At 66.1% G+C, this 21466-nt stretch carries 28 protein-coding genes; 17 read left to right on the top strand and 11 right to left on the bottom strand.

The genetic code is table 11. The features are described from left to right. Positions 1-153 precede the first annotated feature (153 nt). Positions 154-315, bottom strand: coding sequence for a hypothetical protein (locus tag JM664_RS02790; protein ID WP_227418386.1), 162 nt, complete (start codon positions 313-315; stop codon positions 154-156). A 523-nt stretch (positions 316-838) separates the two neighbouring features. Between JM664_RS02790 and JM664_RS02785 the strand changes: the two genes are divergently transcribed. The 3 genes from JM664_RS02785 to JM664_RS02775 all read left to right on the top strand — a co-directional run bounded on the left by JM664_RS02785 (position 839) and on the right by JM664_RS02775 (position 4520). Next, positions 839-2002 (top strand): hypothetical protein, encoded by a 1164-nt coding sequence (locus JM664_RS02785; protein WP_227418385.1) that lies wholly within the window; start codon positions 839-841, stop codon positions 2000-2002. A gap of 201 nt (positions 2003-2203) precedes the next feature. Beyond that, entirely contained in the window at positions 2204-3046 is an 843-nt protein-coding gene (locus JM664_RS02780; protein WP_227418384.1) for a hypothetical protein, read from the top strand. A gap of 232 nt (positions 3047-3278) precedes the next feature. Next, on the top strand, positions 3279-4520 hold the full coding sequence (locus JM664_RS02775) for a tyrosine-type recombinase/integrase (RefSeq protein ID WP_227418383.1): 1242 nt from the start codon (positions 3279-3281) through the stop codon (positions 4518-4520). Here the strand turns inward: JM664_RS02775 and JM664_RS02770 are convergent. Continuing rightward, positions 4517-5134, bottom strand: a complete 618-nt coding sequence (locus tag JM664_RS02770) for a hypothetical protein (RefSeq protein WP_227418382.1) — start codon at positions 5132-5134, stop codon at positions 4517-4519. The two genes, JM664_RS02775 and JM664_RS02770, sit on opposite strands and share 4 nt — an antisense overlap. A 442-nt stretch (positions 5135-5576) precedes the next feature. Between JM664_RS02770 and JM664_RS02765 the strand changes: the two genes are divergently transcribed. From JM664_RS02765 to JM664_RS02745, 6 genes are read left to right on the top strand one after another with little or no spacing between them, the layout of a single operon-like run. Then, positions 5577-5813, top strand: coding sequence for a helix-turn-helix transcriptional regulator (locus JM664_RS02765; protein WP_227418381.1), 237 nt, complete (start codon positions 5577-5579; stop codon positions 5811-5813). Continuing rightward, positions 5810-6100, top strand: a complete 291-nt coding sequence (locus tag JM664_RS02760; RefSeq protein ID WP_227418380.1) for a hypothetical protein — start codon at positions 5810-5812, stop codon at positions 6098-6100. The genes JM664_RS02765 and JM664_RS02760 overlap by 4 nt, the downstream gene beginning before the upstream one ends. Beyond that, positions 6100-6303: a hypothetical protein gene (locus tag JM664_RS02755; RefSeq protein ID WP_227418379.1), complete on the top strand. Its 204-nt coding sequence runs from the start codon at positions 6100-6102 to the stop codon at positions 6301-6303. Before JM664_RS02760 ends, JM664_RS02755 begins: the two co-directional genes overlap by 1 nt. A 12-nt stretch (positions 6304-6315) precedes the next feature. Next, a complete protein-coding gene (locus JM664_RS18635) occupies positions 6316-6441 on the top strand; it encodes a hypothetical protein (RefSeq protein ID WP_264465480.1) in 126 nt (41 codons plus the stop codon). Next, on the top strand, positions 6435-7010 hold the full coding sequence (locus tag JM664_RS02750) for a J domain-containing protein (protein ID WP_227418378.1): 576 nt from the start codon (positions 6435-6437) through the stop codon (positions 7008-7010). The genes JM664_RS18635 and JM664_RS02750 overlap by 7 nt, the downstream gene beginning before the upstream one ends. Further along, the gene (locus tag JM664_RS02745) at positions 7007-7231 is read left to right on the top strand and encodes a hypothetical protein (protein WP_227418377.1); all 225 of its coding nucleotides are present in this window, start codon (positions 7007-7009) and stop codon (positions 7229-7231) included. The genes JM664_RS02750 and JM664_RS02745 overlap by 4 nt, the downstream gene beginning before the upstream one ends. A 23-nt stretch (positions 7232-7254) precedes the next feature. Here the strand turns inward: JM664_RS02745 and JM664_RS02740 are convergent, their stop codons facing one another. Further along, positions 7255-7557, bottom strand: a complete 303-nt coding sequence (locus JM664_RS02740) for a hypothetical protein (RefSeq protein ID WP_227418376.1) — start codon at positions 7555-7557, stop codon at positions 7255-7257. Between the two features lie 247 nt (positions 7558-7804). Here JM664_RS02740 and JM664_RS02735 point away from each other — a divergent pair, with 247 nt between their 5' ends. The 4 genes from JM664_RS02735 (at position 7805) to JM664_RS02720 (ending at position 10063) form a co-directional block, all read left to right on the top strand. Next, positions 7805-8665 (top strand): helix-turn-helix domain-containing protein, encoded by an 861-nt coding sequence (locus JM664_RS02735; RefSeq protein ID WP_227418375.1) that lies wholly within the window; start codon positions 7805-7807, stop codon positions 8663-8665. 19 nt (positions 8666-8684) lie between these two features. Then, positions 8685-9155: a DUF6362 family protein gene (locus tag JM664_RS02730; RefSeq protein WP_227418374.1), complete on the top strand. Its 471-nt coding sequence runs from the start codon at positions 8685-8687 to the stop codon at positions 9153-9155. Positions 9156-9481: 326 nt separating this feature from the next. Next, a complete protein-coding gene (locus JM664_RS02725; protein ID WP_227418373.1) occupies positions 9482-9694 on the top strand; it encodes a hypothetical protein in 213 nt (70 codons plus the stop codon). A 36-nt stretch (positions 9695-9730) separates the two neighbouring features. Further along, positions 9731-10063: a type II toxin-antitoxin system HicB family antitoxin gene (locus tag JM664_RS02720; protein WP_227418372.1), complete on the top strand. Its 333-nt coding sequence runs from the start codon at positions 9731-9733 to the stop codon at positions 10061-10063. Between the two features lie 719 nt (positions 10064-10782). Here JM664_RS02720 and JM664_RS02715 read toward each other — a convergent pair. The 4 genes from JM664_RS02715 to JM664_RS02700 all read right to left on the bottom strand — a co-directional run bounded on the left by JM664_RS02715 (position 10783) and on the right by JM664_RS02700 (position 16551). Further along, on the bottom strand, positions 10783-11268 hold the full coding sequence (locus tag JM664_RS02715) for a DUF411 domain-containing protein (RefSeq protein WP_227418371.1): 486 nt from the start codon (positions 11266-11268) through the stop codon (positions 10783-10785). A gap of 148 nt (positions 11269-11416) precedes the next feature. Beyond that, on the bottom strand, positions 11417-13516 hold the full coding sequence (locus JM664_RS02710) for a heavy metal translocating P-type ATPase (protein WP_227418370.1): 2100 nt from the start codon (positions 13514-13516) through the stop codon (positions 11417-11419). A gap of 30 nt (positions 13517-13546) precedes the next feature. Beyond that, positions 13547-14002, bottom strand: coding sequence for a Cu(I)-responsive transcriptional regulator (cueR, locus tag JM664_RS02705; protein ID WP_227418369.1), 456 nt, complete (start codon positions 14000-14002; stop codon positions 13547-13549). Between the two features lie 14 nt (positions 14003-14016). Continuing rightward, positions 14017-16551 (bottom strand): heavy metal translocating P-type ATPase, encoded by a 2535-nt coding sequence (locus tag JM664_RS02700; RefSeq protein WP_227418368.1) that lies wholly within the window; start codon positions 16549-16551, stop codon positions 14017-14019. Positions 16552-16713: 162 nt separating this feature from the next. Here JM664_RS02700 and JM664_RS02695 point away from each other — a divergent pair, with 162 nt between their 5' ends. From JM664_RS02695 to JM664_RS02685, 3 genes are all read left to right on the top strand, one after another. Continuing rightward, a complete protein-coding gene (locus tag JM664_RS02695) occupies positions 16714-16914 on the top strand; it encodes a heavy-metal-associated domain-containing protein (RefSeq protein WP_227418367.1) in 201 nt (66 codons plus the stop codon). Positions 16915-16952: 38 nt separating this feature from the next. Further along, the gene (gene copM / locus JM664_RS02690) at positions 16953-17507 is read left to right on the top strand and encodes a CopM family metallochaperone (RefSeq protein ID WP_227418366.1); all 555 of its coding nucleotides are present in this window, start codon (positions 16953-16955) and stop codon (positions 17505-17507) included. Between the two features lie 89 nt (positions 17508-17596). After that, positions 17597-17953: a c-type cytochrome gene (locus JM664_RS02685; RefSeq protein ID WP_227418488.1), complete on the top strand. Its 357-nt coding sequence runs from the start codon at positions 17597-17599 to the stop codon at positions 17951-17953. Positions 17954-17977: 24 nt separating this feature from the next. Here the strand turns inward: JM664_RS02685 and JM664_RS02680 are convergent, their stop codons facing one another. From JM664_RS02680 to JM664_RS02665, 4 genes are read right to left on the bottom strand one after another with little or no spacing between them, the layout of a single operon-like run. Then, entirely contained in the window at positions 17978-18394 is a 417-nt protein-coding gene (locus tag JM664_RS02680; RefSeq protein ID WP_227418365.1) for an ion channel, read from the bottom strand. A gap of 49 nt (positions 18395-18443) precedes the next feature. Continuing rightward, positions 18444-19205: a glutaredoxin gene (locus tag JM664_RS02675; RefSeq protein WP_227418364.1), complete on the bottom strand. Its 762-nt coding sequence runs from the start codon at positions 19203-19205 to the stop codon at positions 18444-18446. A gap of 44 nt (positions 19206-19249) precedes the next feature. Beyond that, positions 19250-20107 carry a DUF305 domain-containing protein gene (locus tag JM664_RS02670; RefSeq protein WP_227418363.1) on the bottom strand — a complete coding sequence of 286 codons (858 nt, stop codon included), beginning with the start codon at positions 20105-20107 and terminating at the stop codon, positions 19250-19252. Positions 20108-20134: 27 nt separating this feature from the next. Continuing rightward, positions 20135-20695, bottom strand: a complete 561-nt coding sequence (locus tag JM664_RS02665) for a c-type cytochrome (RefSeq protein ID WP_227418362.1) — start codon at positions 20693-20695, stop codon at positions 20135-20137. Positions 20696-20866: 171 nt separating this feature from the next. Here JM664_RS02665 and JM664_RS02660 point away from each other — a divergent pair, with 171 nt between their 5' ends. Further along, a complete protein-coding gene (locus tag JM664_RS02660) occupies positions 20867-21139 on the top strand; it encodes a metal-sensitive transcriptional regulator (RefSeq protein WP_227418361.1) in 273 nt (90 codons plus the stop codon). Positions 21140-21466 lie beyond the last annotated feature (327 nt).

The following is a 21466-nucleotide window of genomic DNA, read 5'->3' as shown; positions in this document are numbered from 1 at the left end:
TAAGGTAAGGTCGAACTTGCGAACGATGGTTATCTGATTGGTCTCCGCAAACGCATCGAAGCGAGCCAAGTCTGTTTCGTTGAGGAACGAGACAACAGCGTCGGTGTGCTGAGTCAATTGGAGGCCTCAGCACACACGAACGCTGCAGCGTCCTTACCAAACCACTCCGACCCCTACCCCTCCTTCTAGCCCACCAGCGTCTTTGAGCTCTTTGATTTTGTTAACAATTTCTTCTGCGGTAATCTTCACAAAATCCGGATCATCATCGACGACTTCGAGAGCGTCGATATCCAAGTTTACCTTCTCTTCGGGCATACGAATCTCCTCGCATGAGCGGCCCAGCTGCTAACTACCTCTGACCCGGGGCCGCAAATCTCCAGATCCGGCTCACCGCATACCAAGCGAGGGCGGGACTTCCGCTAACCTACCGCCACACTACAGCTCACAGGCTCACTGAGCTTTCGTGATTCGCGCAAGCGAAAACAATGACCCATAGGACAAGATCCTGGTTGCGTAAGCCTCCGGTCTCGCAGCCGGGCTAATCGGCGCCCAGGCCCAGCCCGCGGGACCCGTCGTGCCGTCGGCCGCGGAAGCGCCCTTATGGTGCCCTCGCGCCCCACGGGGCGGCTAGGGGAATCGCCTTCGTGGCCGCACGCTGCCAGCTCCAATTCGAACAAGCCGGTAGCGCAGGACTGCAGGCGTCCCGAGCCTAGCCTCTCACCGCATGGAGGCATGGAAGCGCGGCCGGGGATGGATCGTCAGCGCGAAGTGGTCCAAGACTTGCCAAGTGGCCGCACACCACTGGATGATCGCGCAGATTCCTAGAACGAGGACCTGAATGAACTGGCTCTATGATGACAGGACCGAGTGCTACTCCGTCATGACGGATATGCCCGCCGGCCATTACCTCGACCTCGTAGAGCCCGCCCATTCTGCAAAAGGGGCGCTCTCAGGTCAGCGGGACACCCTTAAGACTACGACAGCAAAGCGCATCCGCGACCGAATGGTCTCTGATATCCGCCGTGGCGCTGTGCTTCCGCCAGTCGTCGTGGGTGTAGTTGTCAGCGAAGAGGCGTTCGCCACCTACTCGACCGACAATCACGACGACGATCTCGCCACGCTCATGTTGCCCAACGACAAAGCCGAGCTCTCAATAATCGATGGCATGCAGCGGACCGCAGCGCTGAAAGAAGCGGCGACGATCGATGCGAACGTTCGTTCTCGGAAGATGAGAGTTGAATTTTGGCTAACCCGGTCGATCGGCGGGATGATCTACAGAATGCTGGTCCTAAATACCGGCCAAGTACCCTGGACTCTAGCACGACAGCTGTCGGTCGTTTATTCCCCGCTACTCAAGGAAATCAACGAGAGAGTTCCGGAGCTCGGCCGCGTATTTACTCCGGACAAGCCAGGAAGGCGTGTTGCCAGCGGGGAATTCAGCAGCGACGCTCTTGTCGAGTTGTACATTGCATTCTCGCTGCGGAAGACATCAGTCGATACCCGGGAGGCACTGTCGGATGAATTTTCTCGCCTCGATTTCGTCGAGAACCTGTCGGAGGCGACATTTCAGCAAAGCTTTTACGACTGCCTCAGTGCTCTCGTTGTGCTAGATAGATCGTTCTCCCGATACGATGAAGGTTCGACCGGCCGATTCACGAAAGGCCGTAATATCTTCGACAGCCAGCCTGCGCGGATTGGCTTCGTAGTCGCAGTGGCTCAATTCGTCCTCGGCCGACCGGGCCTAGACCGATCCGCGCCAGACAGAGCGGCCAGAATGGAGAAAATTGGCAGAGAAGCTCGTTCTTTTGCAGACCACCTGGACGGCATGGATACGCCCGAGCTACGCGATTTCCTGCGACTGGATGTGCTGGCAGAAACACTCGATAGGCGGGTCGGGCAAGTCGGACGCTATGAACGCGGCGTGTTTTTCGATGGTTTTTCAGTCTTGATCGACGAGAGCTTCAACCTACCGAACATGGAGCCGTGCTGGCGAGCCAACTAGATGACTCGTCACTTGATATCGGCGAACCGCACAATCTTCTCCGGCTTGGACGACTATTGTCGGTTGCGGGGGCAGGCCCTTGCGAATGCGGGCTCCCCGAGGTGGATAGCTTCCCTGCCTCGACATCGCCACTTCATGCTTCGTGCTTCTATCAACGAACGTCTCTCGTTCAATGCGCGAAGATCGCTCGCCACTATGCGCTTGGAAGACCACCTGCTTGTAGGCGCGGTCGGGTTCGAAGGCGAGCTGCGCATCGAGGAACTCGAAGAGGTAGAGCTCGATGCGAGCCATCTCACGGTTATTTTGTCGGAGATGCGGACGCGCCCGCGGGCGACGGTTGCCGAAATTCGGGATGTAGTGGAAGGATTTGATCGGAGTTCCGATCCGGACTACAATGGGCACGACGCTGCCGCCATCGCGATGCTGTATCCTCCCGTACGCGTTTTTCGAGCCGTTGCTCCCCCAGCGTCTGCCTGGAGCACGTTCTTCGAACTCTGCTTGGATGAAGGCGATTATATTGGCATGTGGAACGATGCAGGAGTGGCGGAAGCTCTCCGAGGTATCAGTGATCAAGATCCCGAACGGATCCCTTATCGCGTGTTGTGCCGCTCACTGTTCGATGGCGACCCTACCACACTATTCCTTGCCCTATATCGATGTCTGGAGCAGCTCTACTCTTACTCCGGCGCCCGAGACTTGATGCGCTCTCTCAATATTCAAGAGGATTGGAACACGGTTGCGGCGGCTCTAGAGGATTGCTTGGGGTGGTATCCGAAGGAGGAGGGCAGCCTAGTCGGCCTCTTGAGACTTGCAGACCCGGACGATTTACGCGCTTTGCTCATTGCGCTCGACGACGAGACTGCTGAACATGAGCAGCTTGCGCAGCAGGTTGCGAGACGCATCTACCGACTTCGCAACGCGATCGTCCATTTCCGTCCATATCATTCATCAGTGGACCTCGATAAATATAACTGGGATGCTTTGTGTAAACCGCTGGCCAATGTGGTCGTGAGCGTCTACGCGAGAGTATTCAATGCCGCATAGGTAATGATGCTGCGTCTGCGCCACATCATTTTCTAGAGGTTCAGGTTCTCGCGGTGGCGCGCCGCCCGGCGCCGCCGCATGCCAACCTTGCCACCCTTGCCACCCTTCGGCTTCGACATGAAGGTAGTATGGCACTCGGTGAATACTGAGAGCTAGTCGCCATTCTACTTGCAATGGGGACTTACTCACGCGTCATAACAGTCGGGTTGTTTAAGAAAAGAGGGGTCCTGACGTGCCGGAACGCTACAGATTAACGGAGAAGCTGGTAAAAGCGGCGGACACGAAATCGGCGAAGTACCACCTCTTCGACAGCGAGCTTCTCGGCTTCTCCGTAGTGCTCCATCCGTCCGGCCTCCGGGCATTCTGTCTGCACTACTGGGCGCAGGGGCGCCAACGGAAGCTCACTATCGGCCGCTGGCCCGAATGGTCGGTGGTGGCCGCGCGCGAGCGCGCGAAGGTGCTCCGTCGCGAAATCGACGCCGGCGACGATCCTATGGCGCGACGGGAGGAGCAGCGCGCCGCGCCGCGGATCCCCGACCTGATCAACCTCTATATCGAGCAACACCTGCCGCGTCTCTCGCCCCGGAACGCATCGGATCAGGTCTCGATGCTCCGCAACCTCGTCGAGCCGGATTGGAAGACGCGGTTGGTCGCCGACATCACGCCCGACGACGTGGCGCGGCTCCTCACGAAGATCGCCGAGGGCCGGGCACGCCCGGCGAAGGAAAAGGCGAAGTCGCGCGGCAACCGGGAGCTGCAGGGGTCTAAGCCGACGCCGATCCGCGCGAACCGCGTCGGCGAGGTCCTCCGGAAGATGTTCAGCCTCTCAGTGCGGCCATGGAAGATGCGCGAAGACAACCCGGCCGAGGGCTTCCTGCGGCGGGCAGAGACGGAGCGGGAGCGGTTCCTCTCGCTCGAGGAGGTCGACCGGCTGGCGAATGCCCTCGCCGCGGCGGAGGACCAGCGCGCGGCGACGCTTGTCCGGATGTGCATGCTGACCGGCGCCCGTCTCGGCGAAGTCCGGATGGCACAGTTCGAGCAGTTCGACCTCAACCTCTGCATCTGGACCAAGCAGGCCGCGACGACCAAGCAGCGCAAGGTGCACCGGGTGCCGATCTCGGAGGACGTTGCGACAATCGTGCGGCTCCGCCGGGCGGCGGCGCCGGCGGGCTGCCCGTGGCTCTTTCCCGGCGACGTCGAGGGCCAGCCGCTGCAGGACATCCGGCGGTTCTGGAAGAGCATCCAGACCGCCGCCGAGCTGCCGGACGTCCGCATGCACGACCTGCGTCACACGTTCGCCTCGATGCTCGCCGGCCGGGGGGCGTCGCTGGCGATGATCGGCAAGCTTCTCGGACACACCCAGGCGAAAACGACCCAGCGCTACGCCCATCTGGCCGATCAGCCGCTGCGCGCCGGCGCCGACGAGGTGGCCGCGCTGATGCGACCAAAGCCGAAGCTGGTCGTCCGGAACTAGGCATCGTCCTCCGCCCTCAGCGTCCGCCATGCGGGTGTGAGGCGCCGTCGGATCGTCCGCTCGTCGGGCGCGTCGCCATCGGCAGACCGTCGGATGAACCACTCCTGGATTTCGCTCACGAACTCCCGCTGGGTCTCGGGCAGGCCCTGCTCGTGCACGCGCTGGAGGACGTGCACCCACATCGCGTCCCAGTCGTACTTCAGGTGGCTCGAGGCAACAGGCGCGGGGACTGCCGGTGTCGCCCGACGTTCAAAGATGCTGTGCTCTACTTCGAAACGGTTCATCTCCGCGGCCGTCAGGACGAGGTCGACCTTCTTGACCGTGAGACCCTTGGGCGGATCGGTGATGTAGCGCCACTCGCAGTTCTCTGGACGTAGACGACGAACGCGACTGGAATTCGGCCCCGATCCATCCCTGCGAAACATCGGCATCACGTCGGTCACGCTGATTGCCACCAGACCCTCGATGAACTCGCCACTGCAGACGACGGGCGGCACCACGGTCGATATCTCGATCTGGCCGGCGGCCGCCCAGGCCGCGACATCCTCCGCCCGGCAACCCCATCGTCCTGCCACTTCCGGCAGCGTCCAAAATGCCCGCGGCACAGCCAGCATCGCAATACCTCACGTCTTGAGTGGGCGCCGGCACGCGGCGAGGCGCCGGCGGCGTTTCATCGTTCCTTCTGTGGGGTCTGCACTCGAGCGGTCCGGATCAGTCCGGCGCAAGGTGGAGCGGCTTCTCTGGCGTCCGCCCTGAACGTCCCTCTGGGTTGTGCTTAGCGGCACGACTCGCTTCTAGAACGAACGAGGAACAGCGCTCAAGAGATTCGGGCTGGAGAAGGCCTGTCAACCCACACATGGCGCGTCGCGCGGCACCAGCGCCGCCGGCGCCGGTCCTGCCCGTCGCGGCGGGCTTCGAGCAGTAAAAGCAGGGGGTGGCATGCACCTACGGCGGCGTGCGCCACCCCACGCCTCCCCGCCTCCCCATCCGATCAGCTTGGCTCTGTCCCAAGAAGGCCGCCCGCGCTGGGCGGCGGTATCGGAAAGGGCAGACGCCATGGACGAAAATCTCGAACAGGCGGAAGAACATGCCGACCGGCTGCTCGGCGACTGGATGAGCCGCGGGGAGCTCGCGACCGAGCTCGGCATCTCGGTCGACACGCTGGGACGCTGGGAGACGCGCCGGATCGGCCCGCCCTGCATCCGCCTCGGCCGCCGGGTGTATTACCGCAAAGGCGGGGTGCGGGAATGGCTGCGCGAGCAGGAGCCGAAGCGCCCTGGGAGCGGGCAATGAGCGCCGTCCTGATCCCGCACCCGGGCGCCGGCCTGCAGCGCGCACGCGAGGTCGTTGCACATCCTGACTTCCACACCGACGGCGCCGTCCTCGACGCCTGCGAGCAGCTGGAGGCTTGGGGCGACTGGACGGATGCCCAGCGCCCCTGCGAGCTCCGCAACGCGATCGTCCGCGACGCCGTCGCCGAGATCAACCGACGCGATCGCCGGCGACGGGTGGTGCGGAGCATCGGCCTGATTGGCAGCACGTTGGCGCTGACCGCCCTGTTCTTCGGACAGGTGCTCTGATGGCCCATCCCGCCCCCGAGACCTCCCCCGATCGATTTACCGTGCGCGAGCTGATCGAGGAGGCGCAGCGCGAGGCTTCGATGCGCCGCCCCCTCTACGAGAAGCAGGTCCGCGCTGGGCGGATGAGCCGCGAGCAGGCGGACCTTCAGATCGATCTCATGGAAGCCATCGTGCGGCGCCTCACCCGCACAGCCGCACTGTAACGGAGCCCGTTCATGGAACGGATCATGATCCTCGTCCTCGTCGGGCTCGGCACCGTCGTCCTCGCCCGCGCTGCGCTGGAGACCGCGCTCGCGGTGCCGCGCGTCGCGGCGGAAGCTGAGGAGCGGGCGGCATGGTGACAAGCCCCCTCGCCTATCCGCTGCACTGGCCGGCCGAGCTGCCGCGGTCCAGGTCCCGCAGTCAGTCGCCTTTCAAGGTCTCGCTGTCGCGTGCGGTAGCCGACCTGCAGGACTCGCTGCGCCTCTTCGGCGCGGACACCGGGATGCCGGTCCGGCACGTCGTCATCTCGTCGAACGTCACACTGGGCGCGGCGCGACCGGCTGATCCCGGGGTCGCGGTGTACTTCGAGTGGGACGGCGCCCAGCGCTGCGTGGCTGTCGACCGCTTCCCCAAGCCCGAGGACAACGTTCGGGCAATCTACTACGTCCTCGAGGCCCGGCGGCAGGAGATGCGCTACGGCGGCCTGCACATTGTCCGCGCCGCCTTCAGGGGCTTCTCGGCTCTGCCGCCGCCGCGGGACTGGCGGGCTGTGCTCGGCGTCGGCCCAGAGGCGGATTTAGGGGTCGTCGAGGCCGCTTGGCGCGACAAGGCGCGTGCGGCGCATCCCGATCGAGCTGGCGGCTCCGGCGAGCGGATGGCCGAGCTGAATGCGGCACGTACGGCCGCAAAGCGGGAGCTCTCGTCATGACCCGCTGGTACGCCGAACGTCGCACTGTGCTGGGGCGCTGGGCGCCGCAGACGACACCGGAGGCGCCGCATGGCCGCGAGGCCGATCATCCCGGCGAGGTGCTCCTACGGACGAACAGCGGGCCGGTCCGCCTGCGCCGGATCATGCGGGTTCCCGACCACCTGAGCGGCCGCGCCCTGAATGAGCTCCGGCACCTCGCGGCGAATCGGGTGGGTTGGTGATGGCACCTCCGAAAAGATCGAGGCTAAGCTGGGCGCGTGGTGTCGTCGCCGATGTCGCCCACCACGATGTCAGGACCTTGCGGCTTGCCTGTGCCATTCTTGCGCGGCGTGGCGACGACGAGGAACGGACTGACGCGGATCAGCTGCTGCGAATGATGCAGCCGGACGCCAGCATCCCGCTCCCACGGCAAGGCCAGCGAATTGCAGGCGCGCCTCGCGATCAGATGGACGAGCCAGAACACCTGCGAGAATCCGCTCCTGGCGCGCCTCACGGCCGCCGCTGCGCGGACTGCTTCCAGCAGATCGCCACCGACGGCGCCGGCCACGCCGCCACCTGCATCTACGAGGGCCAGCCCGAGGCCTTCCCGCGCTGCAGATGAGCCGGGGCGCGCGCGGAACCGAACCGGTGCGGGAACGGACGCGCGAAGCGCGTCCGCGCGCCGCAGGCGCCCCGGCAGCTCTCTCCGCTCACCACGCCGCGCCACAGCCAAGGCGACGCTTCTGCAGCAGCTCCTGGAGCGGCATGGGGCCGTCGGTTTTCGTGACCGCGCAGCTCGGCCGAGGCCGCGGACGATGAGCCACCGCGGAACGAACTGGGCCATCCAGCAGCGCGGGCTCAAACCCGCGGTCAAGATGGTGCTCTGGCACCTCTGCGATCGCCACAATCCCGACCACGGATGCTTCCCTTCACAGGAGCAGCTTGCCTATGATTCCGAAATCCCTCGGCGCACCCTGAACGTCTACCTCGACGAGCTGGAGCGGGCGGGCCTGATCCGTCGCGAGCGGCGGATCAATCCCGCGACACGGCGGCGCCTTTCCACCCGTTACGTCTTGGCCTTCGAGGACGATTTTGGCCGCGAGCCATGTGCGGCATCTGCACATGGAGAGGACCCGGAGCCATGTGTAGAAATCGCCGGTTTCCATGTGCAGAATCTGCACACTAACCCTGTAAGGGAACCAGTAACTACTACGCCTGCGGCGCCGACCGTCCCGCTGGACGAGGTGGAGGCGCGTTGCCTCGATGTCGCCGGGCCCGGTCTCTCGGATGCCGGCCGCGACGCGATCGTCGAGACCAGCGGCGCGCTGGCCGGCTGGATCGAGGAAGGCCTCGATCTCGAGGCCGACATCCTCCCCACCATCCAGGCCCGGACGTCCCGGGAGCGGAAGACTCCAATCCGGACCTGGGACTATTTTACCGAGGCAATCCGCGTCGCGCATCGGCGACGGCTTGCCCGCGCCGGGCCCGCGCAATCTGCCAAGAAAAGCGCGGCCAAAGCCGCTGCTGAGCCTCCCGACCCGGCGGAGCGGCTCGCCGGTTGGATCAACTCCGGCATGTTCGTCCCGCCCAGCGCCGTCTCCAGCACCATGCGAGATGAGCTCCTGCACCGAGGGCTCGTCACCGAAGCCGCCTTGCGCCGCCTGCAAATCTACTGAGCCCGAAGGAGGAAGCCCTATGCCCATCACGCCGAGCGAGATCGAGGACCGCTTCGAGGAAGCCGCACTGACGCTGCGGCGCTTGCCGAACCCGCCCGGCTCAGGCCCGAAGGGCTACGGCAGCTCCTGGCCCGAGTACGTCCACGACGCCCGGCACGCCTACGGCTACCACGAGGCGCGGATGCGCGTGATCCCGTCGGCGCAGGACATCGCGCGGATGGAGGAGTGCATCGAGTGGCTGCGCCTGGTCGAGGCCAGCGAGGGCCGCATCATCTGGCTGCGCGCCGAGCGCGTGCGCTGGCGTCAGATCTGCATCCGCATGGGCTGCGTCCGCTCGACCGCCTGGCGGCGCTGGGCCGCGTCGCTCATCACCATCGCCAACCACCTGAACCGGCACGGGAAATCGGCGCGAAGCACCTCGGGCGCGAAATCGACCCCGGCAAGGGGCGTCGCCAAGGCCGCATCCGGCGGCGCTGGCACGCGCAACTGACGGCGCCGGACGTCGAACTTCTGGCGCGACAGATGCAACGCTTTGAGGGCAGGATCATGGAAAGATCGCACGAAGCGACGCCACCGATCGGGAGGCATCGCCCCTCGCCCGCGGCGCCTCGGTTCCTCCGCGGCGGTCTGCGTATGCGGGGGGCGGCAGCGCGGCAAACCGCTAGCGCCAGGCCGGAAATCGGGGTCCGCACTCTGGGTCCGCAGGTCCGCACCTGCTCCTGTCTCCGAGACAAGCAGAAGGAGCGCCTGCTCGCCGCAGTCCCAACTGCCCCTAACGCTTGCAAATTGTGCAAGCACAGATATGTTAGAGGCCGGATGAACAGGAAGCATCGCAAGGTCCTTGCAGCCGTCTTCACAGACCCGGTCTCCGGCACGATCGAGTGGGCCGCCATCGAAGGTCTGCTTCTCGCCGCCTGCGCAAGGCTGATCGAGGGACGCGGATCGCGGGTCAGGTTCGAGAAGGACGGCGAGGTCGCCACCCCACCGGCCGCATCCGGCGAAGGAGGCGAAGCGGTATCAGGTGCGTGAGGCGCGCGACTTCCTGACCAGGATCGGGGTGAGGCCATGACCAGCGCGATGAGCTACAAGGGCTATGCAGCACGCGTCGAGTACGACGACGACGACGAAATCTTCACGGGCCGGATCGCGGGTATCCGCGACTCCGTGAGCTTCCACGCCGACACCGTGAAGGGTCTGCATGTCGCGTTCCACGAGGCGGTCGACGACTACCTCGAGACCTGCGCCAAGCTGGGCAAGGACCCGCAGAAGGCCTATTCCGGGCAGGTCATGTTCCGGGTCGATCCCGAGGTTCACCGGAAGGCAGCGCTCGCCGCCGATCTGGCCGGGAAGAGCCTCAATCAATGGGCCGAGGAGGTCCTCACCCGCGCCACAGAGTAGTCGGACGGTGCCCAGTTCAGTTCGGCCGGAAACAGAGGTTGGGGCGGAGAACGGACCTTCTCTGCAGTCGTCCGAGATTTGGCAGTCGTCGCCGAAGCGGCCGTTCAATTGATGCGCCGGAACCGATGTCGCCTGCGGAGGCGCCAGCAGGCTTGCAGCGAAAACACCCGCCTTCGACAAGCTGCAGGCGCTGCGGAATCGGCTGGGCAAGCCGCTGACCGTGTTCTCGGCTTTTAGCGACTCCGCACACAGCCGCGCCGTCGGCGACGCCACCCCGCTCGAAGCACCGGGAAGGCGTGGCCTTCGCCATCGCCATGGCGAACCACCACCCTGCCGGCCTTCGAGGCGCCGGCGGGCGCGGTCGGGTTCCTCGGCTTCGGCTTCTACCCGCGCTCGGGTTTCATGCACGGCGATCTCGGGGCGGCGCGGCAGTGGGCTGAGCGATTCCTCGCGCGATCCCTGCCCTTCGTGGCCGAGACGCCGCCCGCGCGCGAGAACCTGGCAAAAAGGCACATCATGAAGCGCGGCGGTGCGGCGGGCATAACGATGTTGGCTCGGCCGCGGTGGAAGTCACACAGGAGGTGCTGACCGAGACGCAGACCGCGATCCTGTCGCTCGTCCCGTATCTCGATCCGCTGCGTTGGGTGTTCATCGCGGTCGCGCTCGGAATCGCAGTGACGATCTACGCACCGCTCGACGACTGGAACCGGGGTATGGCGTCAGAGCGCCTCAGCTCCGCGGAATTGTGCGAAGGTCGTGTGCCCCGTCGGTCTGAACAGGAAGACATCGAAGAGTTCGGATTCGACGCCGGGAACCTCCATCCCTGGCGAGCCGATTGGCATGCCCGGAACCGCGAGGCCCGTGGCGGCCGGCCGTTCGCTGAGCAGCCGTTGAATTGCCGCCGCTGGAACGTGTCCCTCGACGACATAATCCGCGACCTCGGCCGTATGGCAGGAAGCCAGCTCTGGCGGGACCCCAAGTCTCCGCTTCACCGCGTCGAGCTCGGTCGTTTCCACCACGCTGACCGGGAATCCTGCAGACTCGATGTGCTCTACCCAGGCGCCGCAACACCCGCAGGACGGGTCCTTGCTGACGCTCACCAGCGGCAGCTCTGTAGCGTGCGAGATGAGCGGCGCTCCCAGCAGGGGAACTGCGGCAGCGCCGATGATCAGGCCGCGCCGGCTGAATGTGGAACTGCTGGTCATTCGATTGCTCCTTCTGTCGATGTCTCCGGCCAGGATCGCTGCTGCCATCCTTTGAGGCGTATATCCGTACGAACGGCGACGCCGGGCAAGAAGCCAACGCCGGCTTCGCGGCATCGTGAGTCGGATCGCGCCTGAACCTCGATACGCATCATTTAGATCGACCTGCCGGCCGCAGCCGAAGCAGCTGCGCATTGATGGCGACGATGATTGTGCTCAGCGACATGAAGATAGCGCCGATTGCGGGCGTCATCAGGAAGCCGGTGCCGAAGGTTATGCCGGCCGCCATCGGGATGGCGATAGCGTTGTAGCCGGTCGCCCAGATCAGGTTCTGCACCATCTTGCGGTAGGTCGCCCGCGACAGGCCGAGGATGGCCGGGATGTCGCGCGGGTCGCTCCGCACCAGCACCACGTCGGCCGACTCCACCGCCACATCCGTCCCTGCGCCGATAGCGATGCCGAGGTCGGCCTCGACGAGCGCCGGCGCGTCGTTCACGCCGTCGCCGACCATGGCCACCGAGCCACCGCCCTCGCGGATCTCCCGCACCTTCGACGCCTTCTGGTCGGGCAGCACCTCGGCGAAGAACTCCTCGATGCCGAGCTCGGCCGAGACGGCGGCCGCGACCCCGCGTGCATCGCCGGTCAGCATCACCGGCCGCACGCCGAGCGCCTTCAGGTCAGCGACCGCCTGGCGCGACTCCGGCCGCACGACGTCGGCGAGGGCGAGTGCCGCGAGCGGCTCGCCATCCCGCAGCAGGAAGACCACAGTCTTGCCCTGATCCTGTAGGCGCTTGGGCGCCTCGCTCTCGATGGCCTTGCCTGCACGGACCAAGTAGCCCGGGCTGACGATCCGCAGCTCCCGGCCGTCGAGATCGGCGACGATGCCCTCGCCAGTGAGGTTGCGAAAGCGCGATACGCGCGGCACCGTGAGCTTCCGGCGGCGCGCCTCCTCGACGATCCCCTGCGCGATCGGATGCTCGGACTGCGCCTCCGCCGCAGCGGCCAGGGTCAGAATCTCGCCGTCATCGGCGGCGCCGAGCGGCACGATGTCGGAGACGCCGAACCGGCCCTCGGTGAGGGTGCCGGTCTTGTCGAACACGACGGCGTCGAGCAGCCGTGCCCGCTCGAAGGCGGCGCGGTCACGGATCAGGAGGCCGTTGCGCGCGCTGATCGAGGTGCTGACCGCGACGACCAGCGGCACCGCGAGGCCGAGCGCGTGCGGGCAGCTGATGACCATCACGGTCACCATGCGCTCGATGGCGAAGGCGAAGCTCGCGCCCAAGGCGAGCCAGACCATCAGCGTGCCGATGCCGACGGTCAGCGCGATATAGGTGAGCCAGGCGGCGGCGCGGTTGGCGAGGTCCTGCGTGCGCGAGCGGGTTGCCTGCGACTGGCGCACCAGCTCGATGACCTGGGCAAGATAGGTGGCGTCGCCCGTCGCGGTCACCTCGATCGTCATCGCTCCGGCGCCGTTGATCGAGCCGCCGATCGCGCGATCGCCGGGCGTCTTCGGCACTGGGCGGGACTCGCCCGTCAGCATCGCCTCGTTGACGCTCGACTCGCCCTCGACGACGATGCCGTCGACCGGGACCTTGGCGCCCGGCCGGATCAGGGTGCGGTCGCCGAGTTTCAGGGCGCTGACGGGCACCTCGCGGGTCGCGCCCGAGGCGTCGACGAGGATGGCTGTGTCGGGAAGCAGCCGGACCAGCTCCTCGAGCGCGCGGGAGGCGCCGAGGACCGAGCGCATCTCGAGCCAGTGCCCCAGCAGCATGATGACGATGAGGGTGACGAGCTCCCAGAAGAACTCGGTTCCCGCGGTGAGCCCGAGGGCGACGGCGACCGAGTAGACGTAGGCCACGCTGATCGCGAGCGCGATCAGGGTCATCATTCCCGGCTGGCGCTTGCGGAGCTCGCCCACGAAGCCGCTGAGGAACGGCCAGCCGCCGTAGAAGTAGACGACCGAGGACAGGATGAGGACGACAAGCCCGCGCCCGGCGAAATCGAGATCGTAGCCGAAGAAGTGCTGGATCATCGGCGAGAGCACGAGGATCGGCGGGGTCAGCGCCAGCGAGATCCAGAAGCGCCTGCGGAAGTCGTCGACCATCGCGGCGTGCCCGCCGTGGCCGCCATGTCCGGCGTGTTCGCCTGGCGTCGGCGGTTGTGCCGCCTCCGTCGCGAGAGCCTGATGCTCGGGCTCCTGGTCATGGACTTCGCCGGCATGACCGTGGGCGTGACATGCGTGCTGTGCCATGAGGGGATCCTCCGGTCGGGCGGCGACGGATCAGACGCGGGGCTGAGCGCGGTGTCGGCCGTTGCTGCGGGCGGGCGTTGCCTTGGCGGGCGCTTCCGCCTTCGCCGAGAGATCGTCGATGATCGGGCAGTCGGGGCGGTCGTCGCCGGCGCAGCAGGCGACGAGGTGCTCCAGCGTGCGCTGCATCGCCGCGAGCTCCTCGATCTTGGCTTGGAGTTCGGCGATGTGGATCTTGGCGATGGCCTTCACCTCGGCGCTCGACCGCGCCTCGTCGCGCCAGAGCGCCATCAGCGCCTGGATCTGCTCGATTGAAAAGCCAAGGTGCCGGGCGCGCCGGATAAAGGCGAGCGTATGGATATCGTTCGGGGCGTAGGTGCGGTAGCCGTTCTCACTCCGCTCCACATCCTTGATGAGTCCGATGCTCTCGTAGTAGCGGATCATCTTCTGGGTCACCCCGGAGGCCTTGGAAGCTTGGCCGATGTTCATGTCCCTTCTCCCTCTCAGGCGATGGTGGGAATGTCCGTGCCCTTGCCGCGGGCGGCGGCGAGGGGCGGGGCGAAGCGGCGGAGGCGCAGGGCGTTGGTGAGCACGCTGACGCTCGAGAGCGCCATCGCGAGCGCCGCGAAGACCGGCGAAAGGAGGATGCCGAAGGCCGGGTAGAGCAGTCCTGCCGCGACCGGGATCAGGGCAGTGTTGTAGGCGAACGCCCAAACCAGGTTCTGCTTGATGTTCGCCATCGTCGCCCGGCTGAGCGCGATCGCGTTGACCACCCCGCGCAGGTCGCCCGACATGAGCACCACCTCGGCCGCCTCGATCGCGATGTCCGTCCCGGTGCCGATCGCGATGCCGACATCGGCCTGCGCGAGGGCGGGCGCGTCGTTGATGCCGTCGCCGACGAAGGCGACACGGGTGCCGCCCTGCTGCAGCGCCTTGATCGCGTCGACCTTGCCGCCGGGCAGCACCTCGGCGACGACCTCGTCGATGCCCAGTTGGTCGGCGATAGCGCGCGCGGTGCGGGCATTGTCGCCGGTGATCATCGCCACCTTCAGCCCCTGCGCGTGCAGGGCCCGGATCGCGTCCGGCGTCGTCTCCTTGATCGGGTCAGCGACGGCGAGGATCGCCGCCAGTTGTCCGTCGACGGCCGCGTAGAGCGGCGTCTTGCCCTCGCTACCGAGCCGCTCCGCCACCGCAGCGAACGGGGCGATGTCGAGCCCCAGCTCTCGCATGAACCTGTCGGCGCCCGCGGCGATGCTCTGGCCGTCCACGGTGGCGGTGACGCCGAAGCCGGGCCGCGCGTCGAAGTTCCGCGCGTGCGGCAGGGCGGCGCCGGTGGCACGCGCCGCGGCGACGATCGCCTCGGCGATCGGATGCTCGGAGGCCGCCTCGACCGCGCCGACGAGCCGCAGGACCGCGTCGCTGTCGAAGCCCTTCGCCACCTCGAGGTCGGTCAGCTCCGGCCGGCCGCGGGTCAGCGTGCCGGTCTTGTCCAGCGCGATCACCTCGGCATCCCGCAACGTCTGAAGCGCCTCGCCGCGGCGGAACAGGATGCCGAGCTCGGCCGCCTTGCCGGTCCCGACCATGATCGAGGTCGGCGTGGCGAGGCCCATCGCGCACGGGCAGGCGATGATCAGCACCGCGACCGCATTGACGACTGCGAAGGTCAGCGCCGGCTCAGGCCCGAAAACCAGCCAGACGAGGGAGGTCAGGGCGGCGGCGACCAACACCGCGGGGACAAACCAAAGCGTCACCCGGTCGACCAGCGCCTGGATCGGCAGCTTGTCCCCTTGCGCCTCCTCGACCATGCGGACGATCTGGCTGAGCAGCGTGTCTGCGCCGACCTTGGTGGCGCGGTAGGTGAAGGAGCCCGTCTTGTTGATGGTGCCGCCGATGACTTCGGCGCCCTCGCCCTTCTCCACGGGGACGGCCTCGCCGGTGATCATGGCTTCGTCGACGAAGCTCGAGCCGTCGAGGACGGTTCCGTCCACGGGGATCTTTTCGCCGGGCCGAACCCGGACGGTATCGCCGACGACGACTTCCTCGATCGGCAGATCCCGCTCCGCCCCGTCGCGCAGGACCCGCGCGGTCTTGGCCTGCAGCTTCAGGAGCCCCGTAATCGCCGCCGAGGTCCGGCCGCGCGCCAGCGCCTCGAGCCAGCGCCCGAGCAGGATCAGGGTGACGATCACCGCCGCCGCCTCGAAATAGACGTTCACGGCCCCCGCCGGCAGCACGCCAGGCGCGAAGGTCGCCACCACCGAATAGCCCCAGGCGGCCGAGGTGCCGAGCATCACCAGGCTGTTCATGTCGGGAGCAAGCCGCCGCAGCGCCGGCCAACCCTTGGCGTAGAACTGCCAGCCCGGCCCGAACTGCACGATTGAGGCGAGCGCGAAGAGCACGACGTAGATCGCCTGCTGGCTCATCAGCCCGAGCAACCAGTGGTGGAAGGCGGGCACCAGGTGGCTGCCCATGTCGAGCACCACCACCGGCAGCGTCAGCGCGCCGGCGAGGATCACCTGCCGGCGGAGCTTCCCCACCTCCTCGTCGCGCGCCGCCTGCCGCTCCGCGCGCTCCTCGCTGCTTCCGCTCGCGACGCGCGCCTCGTAGCCAACGCGTTCCACCGCGCCGATGAGGTCGGCCGCGCCGACGGCGCCCGAAGGCACCCGCACGGTCGCCGCACCGGCGGCGAGGTTCACCGACGCCTCCAGCACGCCCGGCACCGCCTTCAGGGCCCGCTCGACGCGGCCCACGCAGGAGGCGCAGGTCATGCCTTCGACAGCGAGGGTGATCGTCTCGATGCGGGGCTCGTAGCCGGCGGCATGAACCGCGGAGACGATGGTCGCAACATCCGTCTCGGCGTCCGACTGGATCCGCGCGCGCCCCGTTGCGAGGTTCACGCTGGCTTCTTTCACTCCCGGCACCGCTCCCACCACGCGTTCGATACGCACAACGCAGGAGGCGCAGCTCATGCCTTCGATGCTGATGTCGACGATGCGGCCTTCGCCGCCGGTCTCCAGGTGCTGTTGCTGTCCATCCGGCACGGCTGCCTCCCGATTCCTGCGCTCAACAGGAAAGATGGGGGTTCCCATGATGGTAAGGTCAATCCCCCGGATCTTCCCCCCGGATCTTCTTTCAGCACGCCTTGACCTTCCCACATGGGAAGACCCGACATCTCGTCCATCAAGTCGTTCAGGAGACACGAGATGCTGAGTTTCCAAGTCACCGGCATGACCTGCGCGCATTGCGAGGCGGCCGTGACCCGCGCCGTCCACTCGGTCAACCCGACGGCGGAAGTGACCGTCGGTCGGGCGGCAAATCAAGTAACGGTGGACGGTTCAGCTGACCCCGAGGCCGTGCGGCGCGCGGTTGAGGCAGAGGGGTACAGCGTCACGCGAGTCGCGTGACCGGATGCAGTGATGTTTAGGCATGAGGAGAGATTGATATGAGAAGGAAAAGGATGTTCGCAGGCGGTCTCGCCCTTGCTCTTGCGCTGCCAGTCGTGGGTGTCGCGCAGATGGCCGATCACGGCGCGCATGGCGGTGATGGGATGCCAATGATGCAGGACGGCATGATGTCCGAGGCCATGCGGGAGCACATGGAGGAGATGATGCGCCCCATGATGCAGGACATCATGCGCGAGATGATGGGAGAGATGCAGACAGGCGAGGCCACCCCCTCCGACGCCGCCCCGGCCGCCGGACACGACGCGCATGGGGCGGCAGACGGCGCCCAGCCGGCGGGATCGCCCGCAACGCAGGCCTACAGGGCGGCCAACCTAGCGATGCATGCCGCCATGGACATCGAGTTCAGCGACAACGCCGATATCGACTTCGCGCGCGGCATGATCGGGCATCATCAGGGCGCGATCGACATGGCGCGAATCGTATTGGAGCACGGCGAGAACCCGCAGCTGCGCCAGCTCGCCGAGGAGATCATCGCGGCGCAGGAAGCCGAGATCGACTTCCTGCGGAACTGGATTGCCGAGAACGCCGAGTGACGGCGAAACTCCCTGTCGTGATCATGGGCGCGGGCCTCGTTGCCGGCGCCGTCGTCCTGGCGGCCGGTAACGTCGCGGACGAAGGCTCTATGCCAGACGCCAAAGTCATCGCGCAGGGACGCGCCATCTATGAGGCGCAATGCGCGGCGTGCCACGGCGCCGAACTGGAGGGCCAACCCGATTGGCGATCACCCCTCCCTTCGGGCCGGCTGCCAGCGCCACCGCACGACGCGAGCGGCCATACATGGCATCATCCCGACGAGGTCCTGTTCCGGATCGTCAAGGAGGGTACCGCCGCCGTCGTCGGCGGCGGCTACGAGAGCGACATGCCCGGTTTCGGCGACGTGCTGACGGACGCCGAAATTCGCGCGGTGCTGGCCTACATCAAAAGCACCTGGCCGGAGCGTGAGCGCAGCTATCAGGAGAGAGTGTCAGTGGCGGACTGATTGCTGCCTTGGACTTCTTGTCGGCTATTCGCGCCAGGCCCGCTCGCAGACCGAGTAGAGAAACGTGGCTGACCAGGTCAACACCATAAAACCTCCGAGCGACTGCATCATGTTGATCATCCGTATCGGCCCGCTGGTCTCGATCTGCGTGTAGCCGAGAGTGGCGAAGTTGATGCCCGAGAAGTAGATGAGCCCGCCCCAGGACTCGTCGTATGCTCCGCCGAGATCCCCGAATGCGCCCCAGGCCAGCAGTGCGCGGTAGATCGCCGCGAAAGCCAGGATCTCCAGGGAATGGAGAGCGAGAAGTCCGAGGAAGGTCACGATGATCGCGGCCTGCGCTCTGCTGTCGGAGTCGGGCTTGACTGCTCGAACGGCCAGAAGGCCATAGTGGTGCGAAATGCCCAAGGCGGACACGAGCGCAAAGCCAAGCAGAAAGGCCATAGGGGTTCCTCGGTCAGCGGGGCGTGACGACTGAGCTGATTGGGCGCAATCAGCCGAGCCAGACCATACGGATCGGCATCCAGATGCCCATCGCTAGCATCATGACGTTCTCGGTCAGCGACACGAAGCCTAGCGGCACGTTGCTCGAGCCGCCGACGCAGGCGCATTTCAGCTCCCGCGTGTCGATGTAGACCGCCTTGAAGACCGAGACCGCGCCGACTGCGCCGATGAAGATCGCGACCGGCGAGGCGATCCAGATCAGCGCGCCCGCGATCATCAGGATGCCCGCCAACGCCTCGCCGAACGGGTAGAGGTAGCCGTAGCGCACCCAGCGCCGCGCCAGCAGGTCGTAGTTCAGGAACATGGTCGAGAAGCTCTCGACGTCCTGGAGCTTCTGCACGGCGAGAAGCGTCATGCTGATGGCGATGAACCACTCGAAGGCGCGGAGCGTGAGGACGGTGCCGAAGGCGTACCAGCTGACCGCGAGGGCCATGAGGAAGGCCGTCGCGAAGATCGCGATCACGGGCTGATAGCTGGTCTCGTCCTCGCCCTTGACCTCCTGCCCGAAATGCTCGCGTAGGTCGTCATAGCCGCCGATGCGCTCGCCGCCGATGAAGGCCTGTGGCGTCGTGTCCACGCCGTGGTCCTTCTTGAACGCCTCCGTCTCCTCGCGGCTCGTCAGGTGGTTGTCCTCGACGTCGAAGCCCTTGCGTTCGAGGAGGTCCTTGGACTTCAGCCCGTAGGGGCAGAGGTGGCCCGGCATCACCATCCGGTAGAGCCGAGCCGTCTTGTTCGTGCTGTCGAGCGCCATGGTCTGCTCCTTCTTCTCGTTGCCGGCCGCTGTGTGCACCGCCCTCAAGCCTCGCAGGCCCAGAAGCCGCGGTAGCCGACGGTCAGGCCCTGCTCCATGGCGAAGACCAGTTCGGCGTCGGAGCGCCAGTCCGCCTCCTCGCCGAGCGGCCGGACGGTCATGGTGACGCCCGGCGCGGTGAAGGCGAAGCCGCCGTCGCTCTCCTCGCCCGCCTCGAGCGGCACCAGCACGCCGTTGAGCTTCATCGCCGCCTGTCCGCCCTCCTCCGCGGCCCAGAGGATCGGGTCGGTCTCGGGGCTGCGGTTGAAGACGCAGCGGGGGCCCGGCTCGAGGATCTGCTCGGCCTCGGCCTCGGGCATCGGCGAGGGATCGAGGGTGGAGATCAGCGCGCGGCCGATGGCGTCGTCGACAGTGCCGACCTCGGCCGGTGGGTCCTGGTAGATCGTCTCGACGACGTTGCCCTCGGACACCTCGGCGATCAGGTAGCGCATCTCGGCGATCTCGCGCCGCTGCGCCAGGATGATCTCGTGCGCGAGCTTGGCCACGCGCGGGTCGCGGATCTGCGCCCGCTCCGAGGTCATCACCGCGATCGAGTGGTGCGGGATCATCGCCCGCATGTAGCTCGGCCCCGACACCGTCACCTGGCTGCGGACCAGCCACAGCGACAGCGCGAAGACCACGATGGCGCCGGCGAAGATGGCGATGTTGAGCGTCTTGTTGGAATACATGCCCAGCATATACGCCAGCATGATGACCGCCATCGTGGCGCCCATCATGATCGCCATGTAGGTGCGAGTCTCCGAGAAGAAGAGGTGCTCCCAGGCGTAGGTGTTGAGGTACATCAGGATGAACATCACCACCGTGGAGGTGAGGATCATCAGCCCGAAGCGGATGTAGGACATGCGTGCTCCTTCTCAGTCGTGGGTGTCTCAGTCGGCGGGGGCGATGGCGGCGCCTCCCGCCGCGGCCGCGCCGCCGCCGGTCAGGGCGCGGTAGTCCTCGGGCGAGAGACCCGGCAGCCGCGTCACGAAGGCGGTGATCGCCGTGACCCCCTCGGGCCCGTGGTGGCCCCCGAAGGCCGGCATCCCGCTCATCTTGATGCCGTTCTCGACGATCCAGTAGATTTCCTCCGCGCTCCATTCGGAGGCGGCTTCCGTCAGGTGCGGCGGCTCGGGCCGCATTCCCCGTGACCACTCCGTCGGGTCCTGGCCCGGCGCTCCGTGGCAGTAGACGCAGCTCTCGGCATAGTGGCCGGCGCCCTGCGCGACGAGTTCGTCCGAAAAGGTCTCCGGCAGCTCGACGTCGCCGGCGCGCCGCTCCACCGACCTGTGCATCGTCGTGTCGAGGGTCCACCGGATTGCATCGGCATGCTGGTCCGAGGCGGCGACGTTGTAGGCGCCGGTGTACGCCACAGTCAGCCAGACGGCGACCGCGATCAGAACGGTGCCGATGACGCCCAAAACGAGGCCTGCTCCAAGCTGCTTCGTCATGCATCTCTCCCGCTTGTGCCGTCTGTGCGCCCGATGCCCCCACGGTTCCCAGAGCGTGCGCCGATACCCCTCAAGGGTATGCTGGAACTAACGAGGTGAAGCTTCAGGTGTTCCCCGAAACTTCAGAAGCTGGTCATGGTTTGTGGAGACGCGTCGAACGATGAGAGGACGATGAAGCAACGCAAGCAAGCAACCCTTCAGCGCCTTGCGCGGCTCGAAGGACAGGTTCGCGGTGTCATGCGTATGATCGAGGAAGATCGCTACTGCGTCGACATTCTCAATCAGACGCAGGCGATCCGCTCAGCTCTGGCGCAGGTCGAGGTCCTGATCCTGCAGGACCACGCGGACGACTGCGTGGAGCAAGCCATCGCCTCGGGCGACCCGGAGGGGCAGCGGCAGAAATTCCGCGAGCTCGTCGGAATTTTCGAGAAGGTCTGCCGCTAACCGTCGACAGCTCCTCAGTTCGCCTTGGGCCGTCGTGCTTTCTCGGAACAATACCCCCAGGGCGTATGTTTTGGAAGCTCCGACACCAACTAGGAGGAAGCAAGATGCACGTCCGCGAGATGGTGAGCACGCATCCCCACGTCCAGGGCAACACGGCCGACCAACTTCTGAAGTTCATCGAAGAGGCCTACGATTGCGCCCAGACCTGCACGTCCTGCGCTGACGCATGCCTGGCGGAGGAAGTGGTCGCTGAACTGGCCCCCGTTTCGACCGGACCCCCAGGCATAGCCATGGAGGCTTAGGCATATGCCTGAGCACGTGCTCATG

Source organism: Roseitranquillus sediminis, assembly GCF_016918935.1.
Taxonomy (GTDB): Bacteria; Pseudomonadota; Alphaproteobacteria; order Rhodobacterales; family Rhodobacteraceae; genus Roseitranquillus; species Roseitranquillus sediminis.
Note: the sequence above shows the minus strand (reverse complement) of the source record. Positions and strands in the feature narration are given on the sequence as shown.